Origin of the sequence: Streptomyces sp. WAC07094, assembly GCF_036320405.1 — a bacterium.
Taxonomy (GTDB): domain Bacteria; phylum Actinomycetota; class Actinomycetes; order Streptomycetales; family Streptomycetaceae; genus Streptomyces; species Streptomyces lannensis.
This window is the reverse complement of record NZ_JAVMJZ010000001.1, coordinates 3089663-3104164: the sequence shown is the minus strand read 5'-3', so window position 1 is coordinate 3104164 and position 14502 is coordinate 3089663. Positions and strand designations below refer to the sequence as shown.

The following is a 14502-nucleotide window of genomic DNA, read 5'->3' as shown; positions in this document are numbered from 1 at the left end:
TGGATCTACGCTGGGGTGGAACGACGCCCGAGCGGAGGGAGCGCACATGCCTACCGGCAACCCCGAGGGCAAGAAGGTGCCGCCGGACGAGCAGCGGCTCGGACCGGTGCTGCGCAGACGCGGCCAGGTGACGAGGAGCACCACCGACCAGCGGCTGCTGGACGCGGGTGGACCCTCGGACTGGGTCCACACGGATCCGTGGCGTGTCCTTCGCATCCAGTCGGAGTTCATCGAGGGATTCGGCACGCTGGCCGAACTCCCGCCCGCGATCAGTGTGTTCGGCTCGGCGCGGACAGCGGTGGACTCGCCCGAGTACGAGGCGGGCGTGCGGCTCGGGCGCGGCCTCGTGGAGGCCGGCTGGGCGGTGATCACCGGAGGTGGCCCCGGGGCGATGGAGGCGGCGAACAGGGGCGCCTGCGAGGCCAAGGGGATCTCGGTCGGCCTCGGCATCGAGCTCCCCTTCGAGCAGGGGCTGAACCCGTACGTCGACATCGGGCTGAACTTCCGCTACTTCTTCGTGCGCAAGATGATGTTCGTGAAGTACGCGCAGGGGTTCGTCGTCCTGCCGGGCGGCCTCGGCACGCTGGACGAGCTCTTCGAGGCACTGACCCTGGTCCAGACCCAGAAGGTGACCCGTTTCCCGATCGTGCTGTACGGCACGTCGTACTGGGGCGGCCTGGTGGACTGGCTCAAGCACACCCTGGTGGCCGAGGGGAAGGCGGCGGAGAAGGACCTGCTCCTGTTCCACCTGACGGACGACGTGGACGAGGCGGTGGAACTCGTCTCCAAGGAGGCCGCGCGCTAGGGTCCGACGGCACCCCTGGGGTGCGCCGCGTACCCGCGCGCACCCCGGGCCTCGCCGGAGGCCTCCCCCGCCCGGGTGGGCTACGCCAGCCCGCGGCGGGCCACGGCGGGCGGGCGGTGGCCCGCGATGGACGCCACCATGTCCAGGACCTGCCGTGTCTCGGCCACCTCGTGCACCCGGTACACCTGCGCCCCCAGCCACGCCGAGACCGCCGTGGTCGCCAGCGTCCCCAGCACGCGCTCCTTCACCGGCCGGTCCAGCGTCTCGCCCACGAAGTCCTTGTTGGACAGCGACACCAGCACGGGCCACCCGGTGGCGGTCATCTCCTCCAGCCGCCGCGTCGCCTCCAGGCTGTGCCGGGTGTTCTTCCCGAAGTCGTGGCCCGGGTCGATCAGCACCGACTCACGCGGCACGCCCAGGGCGACCGCCCGCTCGGCCAGCCCCACGGTCACCCGGAGGATGTCGGCCATCACGTCGTCGTAGGTCACCCGGTGCGGACGGGTCCGCGGCTGCGCGCCCCCCGCGTGGGTGCACACCAGCCCCACCCGGTACCGCGCCGCGACCTCGGCGAGCCGCGGGTCGACCCCGCCCCACGCGTCGTTGAGCAGGTCCGCACCCGCCTCGCACACCGCCTCGCCGACCTCGTGCCGCCAGGTGTCCACGCTGATCACGACGTCGGGGAAACGCCGCCGCACCTCCGTGACGAAGCCGACCGTCCGCCGTGCCTCCTCCTGGGCCGTGACCTCCTCGCCCGGTCCCGCCTTGACCCCGCCGATGTCGATGATCGCGGCGCCGTCCGCCACCGCCTGTTCCACGCGCGCGAGGGCGGGCTCGTCGCGGAACGTGGCCCCCTGGTCGTAGAAGGAGTCCGGGGTCCGGTTCACGATCGCCATGATCACCGGCTCGTGCTCGCCGAATTCCCGCCTGCCCAGCCTGAGCATCCCCTGTGACCTCTTCCGTGCGTCCCGTTCCTTCGCCGCCTGCGACCTTAATCGTCGGTGCCGCATGGCACGATCTGACCCAGACGGATTCGACGTCGGCAATTCCGCGTCGGCGCGCAGCGCGCCGGCACCGAGCGTGGGGACCTCACCGATGTACATGTTCTTGTTCCTGGTCGTCGCGCTCGCCGTCGTGGTCGCCGCGGTGACACTGGCCGTGGTGGGCGGCGGCGAGAGCGCACCCCTGCCGGAGGCGGCACCCGAGCGCTACGACGACCCGCTGCCGCCCGACCGCCCGGTCGGCCGCGCGGACGTGGAGGCCCTGCGCTTTCCGCTGGCGGTCCGCGGCTACCGCATGGCGGACGTGGACGACGCGCTCGGCCGCCTCGGCGCCGAGATCGCCGAGCGTGACTCCCGCATCGCCGATCTGGAGGCCGCGCTCGCCGGTTCCCGCGGGCACGGCGTCCCCATGGACAAGCCGGCCGATGGGGAGCAGCGATGAGCGGCGCGGCCGTCCCGGGGCCCGACGGTGTGCTGCGCTGCCCCTGGGCCCTGTCCACCGAGGACTACGTGGCCTACCACGACGAGGAGTGGGGACGCCCGGTCCGCGGTGACGACGCGCTGTACGAGCGGCTGAGCCTGGAGGCCTTCCAGTCCGGACTGTCGTGGATCACGATCCTGCGCCGCCGCGAAGGCTTCCGCGCCGCCTTCGCGGATTTCCGGATCGCCAAGGTGGCCGCCTTCACGGAGGCCGACCAGGAGCGCCTGCTGGCCGACCCGGGCATCATCCGCAATCGCGCCAAGATCTCGGCGACGCTCGCCAACGCACGCCTGCTGGCCGAATGGGCACCCGGCGAGCTCGACGAGCTGATCTGGTCGTTCGCGCCGGACCGGGCCTCACGCCCCGCACCGGGGACACTCTCCGACGTACCGGCGGTCACCGCCGAGTCGACCGCTCTGTCCAAGGCGCTCAAGGGGCGCGGCATCCGCTTCGTCGGCCCGACGACGGCGTACGCGCTGATGCAGGCCTGCGGGCTGGTGGACGACCACCTCGCCGACTGCGCCGCCCGGAGCAGCTGACCCCGGGCGGCGGTAGGCCGTCCTCAGCGGCCCACGTACTTCGGCTTCTCCTTGCCGACGAACGCCCGCACCGCGATGGTGTGGTCCTGCGAGGCTCCCGCGCGGCTCTGCAGCTCGTCCTCCTTCTCGAGGGTCTCGTCGAGGGAGTGGGCGAGGCCGAAGGCGAGGGACTCCTTCAGGGCGGCGTAGGCGAGCGTCGGCCCCTCGGCCAGCGAACGGGCCACCTTCTCGGCCTCCGTACGCAGCTCGGCCGCGGGCACCAGCCGGTTCGCGATGCCCCACTCGTAGGCCTGCTGGGCGCTGACGCTGCGCGGGAAGAGCAGCAGGTCCGCGGCGCGGGAGGGGCCGACGACCCGCGGCAGGGTCCAGGAGATCCCGGAGTCCGCGGTGAGTGCGACCCCGGCGAACGAGGTGTTGAAGGCCGCCGTGTCCGCGACGATCCGGTAGTCCGCGGCGAGGGCGAATCCGAAGCCGGCCCCGGCCGCCACCCCGTTCACGGCGGCGACCACCGGCTTCGGCGCTCCGGTCAGCGCCCGCACGATGGGGTTGTAGTGCTCCCGTACGGTGCTCATCACGCCGGCGTCGGAGCCGGGGTCCTGGGCCTGGAGCAGTCCGATGTGCTCCTTGAGGTCCTGCCCCACGCAGAAGGCGCGGTCCCCGGCGGCGGTGAGCAGGATCGCGCGCACGGCCTCGTCGGCCGCCGCCTCCCGGGCCGCGTCCCTGAGGGCGACCTTGGTCGCGATGTTCAGGGCGTTCATCGCCTCGGGGCGGTTCAGCGTGATCGTCGCGAGTCCGTCGCTCACCTCGTAGAGCACGGTGTCGGCCATGGTGGTCCCCTCCGGTGTCGCGGCTCCGTCGTACCCGTCGGTACGCCCTGCGTCGAAGGACAGCATGGCGGAGATCATCGCCCGGCGAATGGAACGGTCGTGTGACCTGCGTCAAAGAATTCCGGTGCGCGTCCGGGACGCAGAATGTCCGTGCGGGAGCGAAGTATTACAGCCACATCGCCGAATTGAGTGGTTTTGCTCGCGCGTGTTGCCCAAGCGATGCCGACTGATGTTGGTCATCGGGTCCTGCGATGCGGGATAATGGCTTGGAAGCAATGTGTTCGATGCCGGTGTCGCGTGTCCTGTGAAGGACCGCCCGCCCTTCGGTGGGCCGTCGGCTGACGATGAGCTGGTTTCAGGAAGGGGAACGAGCATGGCGGCCATGAAGCCGCGGACGGGCGACGGCCCGCTCGAGGTGACCAAGGAGGGGCGGGGCATCGTCATGCGCGTTCCGCTCGAAGGCGGCGGTCGGCTCGTCGTCGAGTTGACCCCTGACGAGGCCGACGCGCTCGGCGACGCCCTCAAGAAGGTTGTCGGCTGACGACGCGCCACCGACCACGGTTTTCGGCCGCCCCGGCATCGTACGCGGTGCCGGGGCGGCTGTTTTCGAGGGGTGGGGCCCCGGTCCTTCCAGGGGACACGGCCTGCTGCGGCGCGTGCGCCGGCGGCCCGGACGCCGTCCGCGGTCCGTTGCCTCAGCGCTTGACCGCGCAGAGCAGCCCGTCGCCGACCGGCAGCAGCGAGGGCACCAGGTCCCCGCTCTCGCGTACGGCACGCAGCAGTTCCCGCAGGCGCAGGACCTCGGTGGGCTGGGGCCCGGAGCCCACCGTGCGCCCGTTGGCGAAAACGCCCTCGAAGACGACGAGCCCGCCCGGGCGCAGCAGACGCAACGATTCGGCGAGGTAGTCGAGGACTTCGAGCCGGTCGCCGTCGCAGAAGACGAGGTCGTAGCCGGCGTCCGCGAGCCGGGGCAGCACGTCCAGTGCGCGCCCGGGAATGATCCGGGCGCGATTGCTGGCGAAACCACAGGCGCGGAAGGCCTGGCGCGCGAACTGCTGGTGCTCCGGCTCCGGGTCCACGGTGGTCAGCACCCCGTCCGGCCGCATGCCGTGCAGCAGATGGATCCCGGAGACACCGCAGCCGGTCCCGATCTCCGCCACCGCCTTCGCGTCCACGGTGGCGGCGAGCACCCGCAGCGCGGCGCCCGTGCCGGGCGACACCGAGCGCAACCCCGCTTCACGGGCCCGCTCACGGGCCCAGTGCAGCGCGTCGTCCTCGGCGACATAGGCGTCGGCGAACGCCCAGCTCGTCTGCCGGTTGCCGGTAATGACCCTCTCCTGTCCCCGTGATTGCCTGGGCGTGACTGTATCCGTTGCCACCGGGAACCCGCAGATGGGACCAGGCGTTTACAAGGGTGGGAAGAGCGACGGGGGAAAGACGGGGGCAAACGGATGGAACCGGACGCCGAGCACGTGATCACGCAGCCGCATCAGCTCACATCAATCTCTCGCAAAACCGCTTATCCGGAGCTAACGGACGAGGTGGCTATGGTAGGGGCTCCACTGGACACCACCAGAGCCGACAGGGGAGGTGCGGCTGCGCCCGTGGATCGGAGAGGGGTGCTACGGCGCCTCCTCAGGTCGTCGGGTGAGCCGAAATCCGTGACCGACATCGCTGACAACGACCACGCTTCCGACACCGCGCAGACCGCGACTTTCGCCACCGACGCGGACTCGCAGGCGTGGACTCCGCCCACCTGGGAGGAGATCGTCAGCACGCACAGCGGCCGGGTCTACCGGCTGGCGTACCGCCTGACCGGAAACCAGCACGACGCCGAGGACCTCACGCAGGAGGTCTTCGTCCGGGTCTTCCGCTCCCTGTCGACGTATACGCCCGGCACCTTCGAGGGCTGGCTGCACCGCATCACGACGAATCTCTTCCTGGACATGGTCCGCCGCAAGCAGCGCATCCGTTTCGACGCGCTGGGCGAGGACGCCGCCGAGCGGCTGGCCAGCCGTGAGCCCACCCCGCAGCAGGTCTTCCACGACGCGCACTTCGACGCGGACGTCCAGCAGGCGCTGGACACGCTCGCCCCGGAGTTCCGTGCCGCCGTCGTCCTGTGCGACATCGAAGGACTGTCGTACGAGGAGATCGCCGCGACCCTGGGCGTCAAGCTCGGCACGGTCCGCTCCCGTATCCACCGCGGCCGCTCGCAGCTGCGCAAGGCCCTGGCGCACCGTTCGCCCGAGGCTCGCGCGGAGCGCCGTTCCTTCGTGCCCCGCGTTCCCGCGCTGGGGGGAGGGGGCGCGAGCGCGTGAGTGGATCCCGACGGCCGACACCGGCAGAACAGCACCTGGGGGACCGACTCTCCGCCCTCATCGACGGGGAGCTCGGTCATGACACGCGTGAGCGTGTGCTGGCCCATCTGGCCACCTGCGCGAAGTGCAAGGCCGAGGCGGACGCGCAGCGCCGGCTGAAGAACGTCTTCGCCGAGGCGGCACCGCCGCCTCCGTCCGAGAGTTTCCTCGCCCGTCTGCAGGGCCTGCCCGCGGGGGGTGACGTCGACGGCGGTGGTACGCCGCTCGGCGGGGGAGGATTCGGACGACGGCTCCCGACCGCCACCGGGATGCCCACCGCCCCGGGCGTCTTCGGAGTGACGCCGGAGCCCTTCGCATACGTCCCCGCCGGCCCGCACGCCACGGCGCTCTCCCCCTCCGACGACAGCGCGCTGTCGTCGGACGGCGGCTTCCGTATCCATCAGGTGAGCCGCCCCGACGCCGAGCGGTCCGCCTCGCGCGGGCTGCGGTTCGCGTTCGCCGCCGCGGGCGCCGTCTCGCTGGCCGCCATCGCACTCGGCGGGGTCTCGACGGGCATCACGACCGACTCGGGTGCGGAGGCGCGCGGGGGCTCCGGCAGCGGAAGCAATGTGACCCCGATGCGTTCGCCGGGCACAGGCGGGGCCACGGCGCCCGAGACCCAGCGCCGGCGCTCAGGTACCCCGCTGCTCGGCCAGCGCACGCTCGACCGGACGCCCGCGTCCACGGAGGCCTCGGCCCCGCTGCTGCCCGGAGTCTCCACACCGGGAGTCCAGGACGCCTCGGAGATCCGTGCCCTGACCGCCCCCGTGGTCGCCGGGGCCGCCGCGATGTCCCCGCTCATACGTCCCCTGACCGCGACCGCTCCGGCCACGCTGACCTCGTGGTCGACCGCCCCCGCGATCATGGCCCCCGCGTCACCCTCGGCCCCGGTGCCGACCTCGTCCGCCTCCTCGTCCCCCACACCCACCTCGCGCATCGCCCGCTGAACGCGGCATCTGCGCGGCTCGCCCGGGAACCTGGTTGAATCCGGAGTGGGCCGCGCTCAGCCGATCTTCCGGGCGCGGAATCGACGATCGAGCCGCGACCGCCGGTGCCGCAATGCCGCGGCCCGGGTGTGGGGAGAGCATGGACGAGGGGAAGCCGGTCCCCCCAGGGGATCCCGAGACACGGCTGCCCGAGGTGCCCGTCGGCGCCGAGGCGGCCCCAGGCGTGGCCGGGCGCGAGCCGTCCGCCGAAGCGGCGGGCCCGACGGGCACCGGCCGGACGAAGGGCACGAGCGAGGACGGCGACTACGAGCTGAGCCGTCCCCCCGCTGCACGGGCGCGTGCGGGAGCCCACCCCGACGGGGACTTCGAGCTGCAACGCCCTGCCGCCTCCGCACCGTCCGAGGACGGGGACGCTCTCCCCGGGACGCGGCCCGGGTCCTCCGCCTCCACGACCGCCGACGCAGGGAGCACCGGTGCCGCGGAGCGGTCCGCCCCCCAAGCGGCGGCCCTCCCCGACCCGGCGGGCGCCCCGCACACGGCCTCCGCCGACCGCCCCGAGCCCCTGCACGCCCGTGACCCCTACGGCACCCCGCCCTACGGCCAACCGGGCCCCTGGGCACCCGCCCCGCCGGTCCAGCACCCTGCGCGCGCAGCGGAGACCGTGGTGCCGGGAGCCACGCCCCAGGCGGACGCACTCCAGGGCGCGGCACCGATGCCTGACGCGACCGCGCCGGTCCAGGCCGAGTCCGCCTCCGGCGCCGCCCTCCCGGCGAACCCGGCCCCTCACCCCACGGCCTGGCAGAACTACGACCCCTGGGCGTCCCCGTCGCCCTTCCAGCTGAACGGCACCCCGGCCCCCGGCGACGAGCAGCGTCGCGGGAGGCGCCGGCGCACGCTGGTGCTCGGCGCCGTGCTGATCGCACTCGTGGCCGGAGGGGCCGGCGGTGTTGTCGGCGCCGCGCTAGAGCGCGACGGCGGTACGGGGGACATTCGGCTGCCGCAGGCCGGTCCCGAGCCCACGGGGCGTGCCTCGGACAGCGTCGCCGGGATCGCCGCGCAGGCACTGCCCAGCGTGGTGACCCTGCACGTCAAGGGCACCGACGCGGAGGGCACCGGCACCGGGTTCGTCCTCGACGGGCGCGGACACATCCTCACCAACAACCACGTGGTCGAACCCGCCGGAACGGGCGGCCGCATAAGCGTGACGTTCAACGGGGGCGAGACGGCCGCGGCGACCGTCGTCGGCCGGGACGCCGGCTACGACCTCGCCGTCGTCGAGGTCGAAGGCGTGCGCGGACTGAGGCCCATGCCCCTCGGCAACTCCGACAACGTCCAGGTCGGTGATCCGGTGGTCGCCATCGGAGCGCCCTTCGACCTCGCGGGCACCGTCACTTCCGGGATCATCAGCGCCAAGGAGCGGCCCATCACGTCCGGCGGTGAGAAGGGCGACGGGAGCGATGTGTCGTACGTCGACGCGCTGCAGACCGACGCCCCCATCAACCCCGGAAACTCCGGCGGACCGCTCCTCGACACCAGGGGCCGGGTCGTCGGCATCAACTCCGCCATCCAGTCGACCGGCAACGGCTCCGCACAGGGCGGTCAGGCCGGCTCCATCGGGCTCGGCTTCGCCATCCCGGTCAACCAGGCCAAGCGCGTCGCCGAGGAGCTGATCAACACCGGGCGGGCCACCCACCCCGTCATCGGCGTCACGCTCGACATGAACTACGCGGGGGACGGCGCACGTGTCGGTAGCGGGGGCGCGAACCGCGGCCCCGCCGTCACCAAGGGCGGTGCCGGGGACAAGGCAGGTATCGAACCGGGCGACGTCATCACCGGCGTGGACGGCGTGCGCATCCACTCCGGCGAGGAACTCATCGTCAAGACCCGCGCCCACCGCCCCGGCGACCGGCTGACGCTCACCGTCGTCCGCGACGGCAGGAAGCGGACGATCGCTCTCGTCCTCGGCTCCGCGGGCGGCAATTGACCCGAACCTCACGAAGACACGTCCGAAACCCGACCCTTAAGGCAAACATCCCGGAAAACCCGTCGTGTACACGCGGTCCCGGTGCCGGGACGGTACCGGTACGACGGGAACGCCGGGTACCGTGGATCCGGCCCGGACCACGGAAGGCCCGCACAGACCACCGAGTGCCGAGGACCGAGGACATCGCAAGGAGCTTCAGGTGTTCAATGACATAGGACCGCTCGAGCTGGTGACGCTCGTTGTCCTCGCCGTGCTCGTCTTCGGTCCGGACAAGCTCCCGAAGATGATCCAGGACGTCACCCGGACCATTCGCAAGATCCGGGAGTTCTCCGAGAGCGCCAAGGACGACATCCGGAGCGAGCTGGGCCCCGAGTTCAAGGACTTCGAGTTCGAGGACCTCAACCCCAAGACGTTCATCCGCAAGCAGCTGGATAACGACGACCTGGGGCTGAAGGAGATCCGCAACGGCTTCGACCTCAAGAAGGAAATGGCCGAGGTCACGGACGCGGTCCACGGCCGGGAGTCGGAGACCCCGTCCTCCCCGTCCTCGTCGTCCGGCTCCGTCGACATGACGAAGAAGCCGGAGAAGACCGACCCCGAGGAGCGCCCGCCCTTCGACGCGGACGCCACCTGAGTCGTTCGCGCCCGCCGCGACAGGGTGTGACACCCGCCGTGATGTGACACAGGTCATACGTCGATCGGTGGGTGCGCGGCGATATCACGACGCTCAAAAGGCCGTACGTGCCGGGCGTTTTCCTGCTGTTCGGACTGGTGTGGCTATGCTGCCCAGTTGTTGTGCGGACCGATTTCGGAGCCAGGACGCCCGTGGGGGGCGGGCCGCTCGGGTCCGACGAGAGCGAGGAGGCGTCCGGGCAGATGGAGACGACGAGTCGGGTGGGCACTCAGCCGCCGGCCGCGGAGGGCGGACATCAGCTTCCCTTCGCCCGGCGTGCGGTCGACGGGTATCTCCGGGCGTCCTTCCCCTGGTACGGCCTCGACGAGGCGTTCACGGGCCCCCGCTGGCTGATGCAGGTGGGCACCGGGGCCGACGGCGTCGTGGAGCACGGATCGATCGGACACGGCGAAGAGCCCTCCGTGCGCAACGAGGCCAGCGAGGACAAGGAGCGGTTCGCGGTCGTGGTCACCGTGGCCGCCAACCCGGTACGCCACAGCCCGGACGGCACCGGCCTGCTGGAGGCCACGTCGGTCTCCTCCGCGGCCTGGCTCGCGGGAGTGGGACTGCTGTCGGTCACCTGGCCCGGGCAGATGGACCACGTCCTGCGGGACGACTGGCTCGACCAGCAGACCGAGACGGCATGGGCCCTCGCCGACGACCTGTCCGGCCCCGCGTGGTCCAGCCTGTCGCTGCCCGTGGACGGCGTCCCGACGGCCTTCCACTACCGCGAGTCCGAGTTCGGCTGGGTGCTGGCCGGTTCGACGCAGGCCGGGGTGCACGTGGGCGCCTACGGCAGAGGGATGAGCGCGTACGGTCTCGGTTTCTCCGCGGTCAAGGACATCGCGGCCTACGCGTAGCCCGGACGCCGATGGGGGCGCCGTCCCGCTCGGACGGCGCCCCCATCGGCGTACGGCACGTGGAACGACCCGATCGGCCCTAGAACTTGTTCCTCGGGGTGATCCCCAGCGACATGCCCGCAAGGCCGCGCTGACGCCCGCCCAGCTTGCCCGCGATCGCGAGCAGGGCAGAGCCGGCCGGAGAGTCCGGATCGGTCAGCACCACCGGCCTGCCGTCGTCACCGCCCTCGCGGAGACGGACGTCGATGGGGATGGAACCGAGCACCGGGACCGTGGCACCCGTGGTGCGGGTGAGGCCGTCGGCGACCAGCTGGCCGCCGCCCGTGCCGAAGACGTCCACCATCTCGCCGCAGTGCGGGCAGGGCAGGCCCGCCATGTTCTCGACCACACCGACGATCTTCTGGTGGGTCTGGACGGCGATGGAGCCCGCTCGCTCCGCCACCTCCGCCGCCGCCTGCTGCGGGGTGGTGACCACCAGGATCTCCGCGTTCGGGACCAGCTGCGCCACCGAGATCGCGATGTCGCCGGTGCCCGGCGGGAGGTCGAGCAGCAGCACGTCCAGGTCACCCCAGAAGACGTCGGCCAGGAACTGCTGGAGCGCGCGGTGCAGCATGGGGCCGCGCCAGACGACCGGCGCGTTGCCGGGTGTGAACATGCCGATCGAGATGACCTTCACGCCGTTCGCCTGCGGCGGCATGATCATGTTCTCGACCTGGGTCGGACGGCCGTCGGCGCCCAGCATGCGCGGCACGCTGTGGCCGTAGATGTCGGCGTCCACAACGCCGACCTTCAGGCCGTCGGCCGCCATCGCGGCCGCCAGGTTCACCGTCACCGAGGACTTGCCGACGCCGCCCTTGCCGGACGCCACCGCGTACACACGGGTGAGCGAGCCGGGCTTGGCGAAGGGGATCTCACGCTCGGCCTGGCCGCCGCGCAACGCGGTCGCCAGCTCGCGGCGCTGCTCGTCGCTCATCACGTCGAGCGTGACGTCCACCCGGGTGACGCCCTCCACGCGGGAGACCGCGTCCGTGACGCGCTGCGTGATCGTGTCGCGCATGGGGCAGCCGGAAACCGTCAGGTACACGGTGACCGCGACCGCTCCGTCCGCACCGATCTCCACCGATTTGACCATCCCCAGTTCGGTGATGGGTCGCTGGATCTCCGGGTCGTTCACCGTCGCCAGTGCCTCGCGCACCGCGTCTTCCGTAGCCATAACCACGATGGTACGGCGCCCGATGGGGGCCCGGAACGCCCCGTCAGCGGTCGTCTACGTCACGTCCGCGGCCGCGTTCCGCCGGGAATACGCGGTGGCCGTCGGGCCGCCCGCCGTTCAGATCCTTGACGACGTCCTGGAGTTCGGAGCGGATCCAGTCACGGGTGGCGACCTCGCCGAGACCCGTGCGCAGCGCCGCGACCTCCCGGGTCAGGTACTCGGTGTCCGCGATCGACCGCTCGTTCTGCTTGCGGTCCTGCTCCAGGTTGACCCGGTCGCGGTCGTCCTGGCGGTTCTGCGCCAGCAGGATCAGCGGGGCCGCGTAGGAGGCCTGCAGGGAGAGCATCAGCGTCAGGAAGATGAAGGGGTAGGGATCGAAGCGCAGAAAGTACGGGGCGGTGATGTTCCAGACCAGCCAGATGATGATGACGACCGTCATCCAGACGATGAACCGCCCGGTGCCCAGGAAGCGCGCGATGCGCTCCGACAGGCGGCCGAAAGCCTCGGGGTCCCATTCGGGCAGGATGCGGGTGCGCCTGCGCTGCGGCTGGTCGAGCCGGATGCGGGAGCGGGTGGCGGCGGTCGCGCCGGAGGGCGTCTTCTCGCGGTCAGGCGCCATCGGAGTCCCCCTCGTCGACCAGGTGGAACTCCGTCTCGCGCCAGTCGTCGGGAAGCATGTGGTCCAGTACGTCGTCCACGGTCACCACGCCGAGCAGTGAACCGGCCTCGTCGACGACGGGCGCCGCCACCATGTCGTAGGCCGCGAAGAACCCGGCCACGACGGGCAGGGGCGCGCCGGGCGCCAGGGCCTGGAGGGCGTCGTCCAGGATGGAGCTGACGAGGGTGTAGGGCGGATCGCGCAACAGCCGCTGGAAGTGGACGGTGCCGAGGTACTTGCCGGTCGGTGTCTCGTCCGGCGGGCGGCAGACGTACACCTGGGCGGCGAGTGCGGGGGACAGGTCGGGGTTGCGGACCCGGGCCAGGGCGTCGGCGATGGTGGCGTCGGGCCGGAGCACGATCGGCTCCGTGGTCATCAGGCCGCCCGCGGTCCTCTCCTCGTACGCCATCAGTCGGCGCATGTCGGCCGCGTCGTCCGGCTGCATCAGGCTCAGCAGCCGCTCCTTCTCGTCCTCCGGCAGCTCGGCGAGCAGGTCGGCCGCGTCGTCCGGGTCCATCGCCTCCAGGACGTCCGCGGCGCGTTCCTCCTTGAGCTTGCCGAGGATCTCGATCTGGTCGTCCTCGGGGAGCTGCTCGAGCACATCGGCGAGCCGGTCGTCGTCCAGGGCGGCGGCCACCTCGGCGCGCCGTTTGGCCGAGAGGTGGTGCAGGACGTTGGCGAGGTCGGCGGGCCGCAGCTGCTCGAAGGTGGCCAGCAGGCTCTCGGCGCCCTGCCCCTGTTCCTCCAGGGAGAATCCGCTGACGGCGGACCACTCGACCGTGAGCGCCTCGCCCTTGCTGCGCCGGAACGTTCCTGCCCGGCCCTTGCGGACGAAGACCTTGTCGACCTCCCACTCCCGCCGGGCCGGCAGCTGGTGGACGGCGAGGTCGAGGACGGTCACGTCCTCGCCGGTCTCGGTGAGCCGGACGCGTCGGTCGAGCAGTTCCCCGAAGACGAGCCGCTCGGTGGGCCGCTGTTCGAAGCGGCGCACGTTCAGCACGCCGGTGGTGATGATCTGGCCCGACTCGATACCGGTGACCCGGGTCATGGGCAGGAAGATGCGGCGGCGGGTGGTGAGTTCGACCACCAGGCCGAGCAGGCGCGGGGGACGCCGGCCGACGCGCAGCATGACGACGAGGTCGCGCAGGCGGCCCACCTGGTCGCCGTTGGGGTCGAAGACGGCGACACCGGCCAGGTGCGAAACGAAGATGCGAGGGGCGCCTGCCGCCATGCCCGCGCCTCCTGTTCCAGCCGTTTTGTCCGCTCGCGTGGGCTTCAGGCTAGCCCGTCCCGATGCAATACGCCCTGGCGAGAGGGGCGGACGGACTGGCTCCGGAGGGCCCCACGGGCACCGGTACGCTGCCGTACGCCGACGACGACTCCCGCACGAGAGGCAGCCCCATCCGTGACTGCAATCCCCCAGGGCCGTGGCCGCAGGGCCGCACTGGTGAGCGCGATCTGTGCACTGGTGGTGACGGGGACGGGGCTCACGGGGTGCGGCAGCGGCGACCCCGACGCCGGGACCAACGGGGTGGGCAAGCTGCCGGCCGGCACGATCGAGTCCCGCACGCGTGCGGCGGCGAAGTCGGCCTCGGCGCTGCGGCTGTCGGGGACCGTGGTCGGCAACGGCGGTACGTACACCCTGGACATGCGGCTGAAGAGCGACGGGGGCACCGGTTCGGTCACCTCCAGGACCGGCTCGTTCAAGGTGCTGCGGGTGGGCCCGCACCTGTTCCTGAAGGCCGATGCCGCGTTCTGGAACCAGGAGGGGGCCGACGGTGGCGGCGATTCGGCGGCCGCGGCGAACAAGCTCGAGGGAAAGTACGTGAAGGTGCCGACGGGAGACCCGGCCTACAAGCGCTTCAGCGGGTTCACCGACAAGGACGTGCTGCTGGACAGCCTCCTCACACTGCACGGATCGCTGGGCACGGACGGCCACCACGAGCAGGACGGGATCCGCACGATCCGCATCACCGGCGACAAGGGCTCCGGCGGGACGCTGGACGTCTCCCTGGAGGGCACTCCGTATCCGCTGAACCTGGTGCGCGCCGGCAACGCCGGGACCCTCCGGATGTCGGAATGGGGCAAGGACTTCTCCCTGGCCGAGCCGCCGAAGAAGGAGACGGTGGACTACGGGAAGCAGCTGCCGGCGTCCTGACG

The 14502-nt window shown here is 71.7% G+C and carries 16 protein-coding genes; 10 read left to right on the top strand and 6 right to left on the bottom strand.

Going from position 1 to position 14502, the window contains the following annotated elements:
- Positions 1 to 46: 46 nt before the first annotated feature.
- Positions 47 to 805, top strand: coding sequence for a TIGR00730 family Rossman fold protein (locus tag RCR19_RS13580; protein WP_331265385.1), 759 nt, complete (start codon positions 47 to 49; stop codon positions 803 to 805).
- Positions 806 to 885: 80 nt separating this feature from the next.
- Here the strand turns inward: RCR19_RS13580 and folP are convergent, their stop codons facing one another.
- Entirely contained in the window at positions 886 to 1746 is an 861-nt protein-coding gene (gene folP / locus RCR19_RS13575; RefSeq protein ID WP_331265384.1) for a dihydropteroate synthase, read from the bottom strand.
- 151 nt (positions 1747 to 1897) lie between these two features.
- Here folP and RCR19_RS13570 point away from each other — a divergent pair, with 151 nt between their 5' ends.
- Together RCR19_RS13570 and RCR19_RS13565 are read left to right on the top strand one after the other, a co-directional pair.
- Positions 1898 to 2245: a DivIVA domain-containing protein gene (locus RCR19_RS13570; protein ID WP_331265383.1), complete on the top strand. Its 348-nt coding sequence runs from the start codon at positions 1898 to 1900 to the stop codon at positions 2243 to 2245.
- Positions 2242 to 2823: a DNA-3-methyladenine glycosylase I gene (locus RCR19_RS13565; RefSeq protein ID WP_331265382.1), complete on the top strand. Its 582-nt coding sequence runs from the start codon at positions 2242 to 2244 to the stop codon at positions 2821 to 2823. Before RCR19_RS13570 ends, RCR19_RS13565 begins: the two co-directional genes overlap by 4 nt.
- 23 nt (positions 2824 to 2846) lie before the next feature.
- Here RCR19_RS13565 and RCR19_RS13560 read toward each other — a convergent pair whose 3' ends face one another.
- Positions 2847 to 3650 carry an enoyl-CoA hydratase-related protein gene (locus tag RCR19_RS13560; RefSeq protein ID WP_331269425.1) on the bottom strand — a complete coding sequence of 268 codons (804 nt, stop codon included), beginning with the start codon at positions 3648 to 3650 and terminating at the stop codon, positions 2847 to 2849.
- A 373-nt stretch (positions 3651 to 4023) separates the two neighbouring features.
- On the opposite strand from RCR19_RS13560, the gene RCR19_RS13555 reads away from it, so the two are divergent.
- Complete coding sequence (locus RCR19_RS13555; protein ID WP_003966491.1) at positions 4024 to 4191, top strand: DUF3117 domain-containing protein; 168 nt, start codon at positions 4024 to 4026, stop codon at positions 4189 to 4191.
- 154 nt (positions 4192 to 4345) lie between these two features.
- On the opposite strand, the gene RCR19_RS13550 is transcribed toward RCR19_RS13555, so the two are convergent.
- Positions 4346 to 5029, bottom strand: coding sequence for an O-methyltransferase (locus tag RCR19_RS13550; protein ID WP_331265381.1), 684 nt, complete (start codon positions 5027 to 5029; stop codon positions 4346 to 4348).
- A 168-nt stretch (positions 5030 to 5197) separates the two neighbouring features.
- Here RCR19_RS13550 and sigE point away from each other — a divergent pair, with 168 nt between their 5' ends.
- The 5 genes from sigE (at position 5198) to RCR19_RS13525 (ending at position 10471) form a co-directional block, all read left to right on the top strand.
- Positions 5198 to 5968 carry an RNA polymerase sigma factor SigE gene (sigE, locus tag RCR19_RS13545; protein ID WP_331269424.1) on the top strand — a complete coding sequence of 257 codons (771 nt, stop codon included), beginning with the start codon at positions 5198 to 5200 and terminating at the stop codon, positions 5966 to 5968.
- Positions 5965 to 6954: a zf-HC2 domain-containing protein gene (locus RCR19_RS13540; RefSeq protein ID WP_331265380.1), complete on the top strand. Its 990-nt coding sequence runs from the start codon at positions 5965 to 5967 to the stop codon at positions 6952 to 6954. The genes sigE and RCR19_RS13540 overlap by 4 nt, the downstream gene beginning before the upstream one ends.
- 139 nt (positions 6955 to 7093) lie before the next feature.
- Complete coding sequence (locus tag RCR19_RS13535; RefSeq protein WP_331265379.1) at positions 7094 to 8938, top strand: trypsin-like peptidase domain-containing protein; 1845 nt, start codon at positions 7094 to 7096, stop codon at positions 8936 to 8938.
- Positions 8939 to 9137: 199 nt separating this feature from the next.
- Positions 9138 to 9572 (top strand): sec-independent translocase, encoded by a 435-nt coding sequence (locus RCR19_RS13530; RefSeq protein ID WP_331265378.1) that lies wholly within the window; start codon positions 9138 to 9140, stop codon positions 9570 to 9572.
- Positions 9573 to 9814: 242 nt separating this feature from the next.
- Positions 9815 to 10471, top strand: coding sequence for a hypothetical protein (locus RCR19_RS13525; protein ID WP_331265377.1), 657 nt, complete (start codon positions 9815 to 9817; stop codon positions 10469 to 10471).
- Positions 10472 to 10550: 79 nt separating this feature from the next.
- Here RCR19_RS13525 and RCR19_RS13520 read toward each other — a convergent pair whose 3' ends face one another.
- The 3 genes from RCR19_RS13520 to RCR19_RS13510 are packed head-to-tail and all read right to left on the bottom strand — an operon-like array spanning position 10551 to position 13573.
- On the bottom strand, positions 10551 to 11684 hold the full coding sequence (locus RCR19_RS13520) for an Mrp/NBP35 family ATP-binding protein (RefSeq protein WP_059128360.1): 1134 nt from the start codon (positions 11682 to 11684) through the stop codon (positions 10551 to 10553).
- A 43-nt stretch (positions 11685 to 11727) separates the two neighbouring features.
- On the bottom strand, positions 11728 to 12303 hold the full coding sequence (locus RCR19_RS13515; protein WP_331265376.1) for a DUF1003 domain-containing protein: 576 nt from the start codon (positions 12301 to 12303) through the stop codon (positions 11728 to 11730).
- Positions 12293 to 13573 carry a CBS domain-containing protein gene (locus RCR19_RS13510; protein WP_331265375.1) on the bottom strand — a complete coding sequence of 427 codons (1281 nt, stop codon included), beginning with the start codon at positions 13571 to 13573 and terminating at the stop codon, positions 12293 to 12295. Before RCR19_RS13510 ends, RCR19_RS13515 begins: the two co-directional genes overlap by 11 nt.
- Before the next feature lie 174 nt (positions 13574 to 13747).
- Between RCR19_RS13510 and RCR19_RS13505 the strand changes: the two genes are divergently transcribed.
- Positions 13748 to 14500 carry a hypothetical protein gene (locus RCR19_RS13505; protein WP_331265374.1) on the top strand — a complete coding sequence of 251 codons (753 nt, stop codon included), beginning with the start codon at positions 13748 to 13750 and terminating at the stop codon, positions 14498 to 14500.
- The last annotated feature ends 2 nt before the right edge of the window (positions 14501 to 14502 follow it).

Excerpts from the sequence above, each read along its gene's own strand:
- RCR19_RS13580 (WP_331265385.1), top strand. The coding sequence starts at position 47 with ATGCCTACCGGCAACCCCGAGGGCAAGAAGGTGCCGCCGGACGAGCAG.
- folP (WP_331265384.1), bottom strand. The coding sequence starts at position 1,746 with ATGCTCAGGCTGGGCAGGCGGGAATTCGGCGAGCACGAGCCGGTGATC.
- RCR19_RS13570 (WP_331265383.1), top strand. The coding sequence starts at position 1,898 with ATGTACATGTTCTTGTTCCTGGTCGTCGCGCTCGCCGTCGTGGTCGCC.
- RCR19_RS13565 (WP_331265382.1), top strand. The coding sequence starts at position 2,242 with ATGAGCGGCGCGGCCGTCCCGGGGCCCGACGGTGTGCTGCGCTGCCCC.
- RCR19_RS13560 (WP_331269425.1), bottom strand. The coding sequence starts at position 3,650 with ATGGCCGACACCGTGCTCTACGAGGTGAGCGACGGACTCGCGACGATC.
- RCR19_RS13555 (WP_003966491.1), top strand. The coding sequence starts at position 4,024 with ATGGCGGCCATGAAGCCGCGGACGGGCGACGGCCCGCTCGAGGTGACC.
- sigE (WP_331269424.1), top strand. The coding sequence starts at position 5,198 with ATGGTAGGGGCTCCACTGGACACCACCAGAGCCGACAGGGGAGGTGCG.
- RCR19_RS13535 (WP_331265379.1), top strand. The coding sequence starts at position 7,094 with ATGGACGAGGGGAAGCCGGTCCCCCCAGGGGATCCCGAGACACGGCTG.
- RCR19_RS13525 (WP_331265377.1), top strand. The coding sequence starts at position 9,815 with ATGGAGACGACGAGTCGGGTGGGCACTCAGCCGCCGGCCGCGGAGGGC.
- RCR19_RS13520 (WP_059128360.1), bottom strand. The coding sequence starts at position 11,684 with ATGGCTACGGAAGACGCGGTGCGCGAGGCACTGGCGACGGTGAACGAC.
- RCR19_RS13515 (WP_331265376.1), bottom strand. The coding sequence starts at position 12,303 with ATGGCGCCTGACCGCGAGAAGACGCCCTCCGGCGCGACCGCCGCCACC.
- RCR19_RS13510 (WP_331265375.1), bottom strand. The coding sequence starts at position 13,573 with ATGGCGGCAGGCGCCCCTCGCATCTTCGTTTCGCACCTGGCCGGTGTC.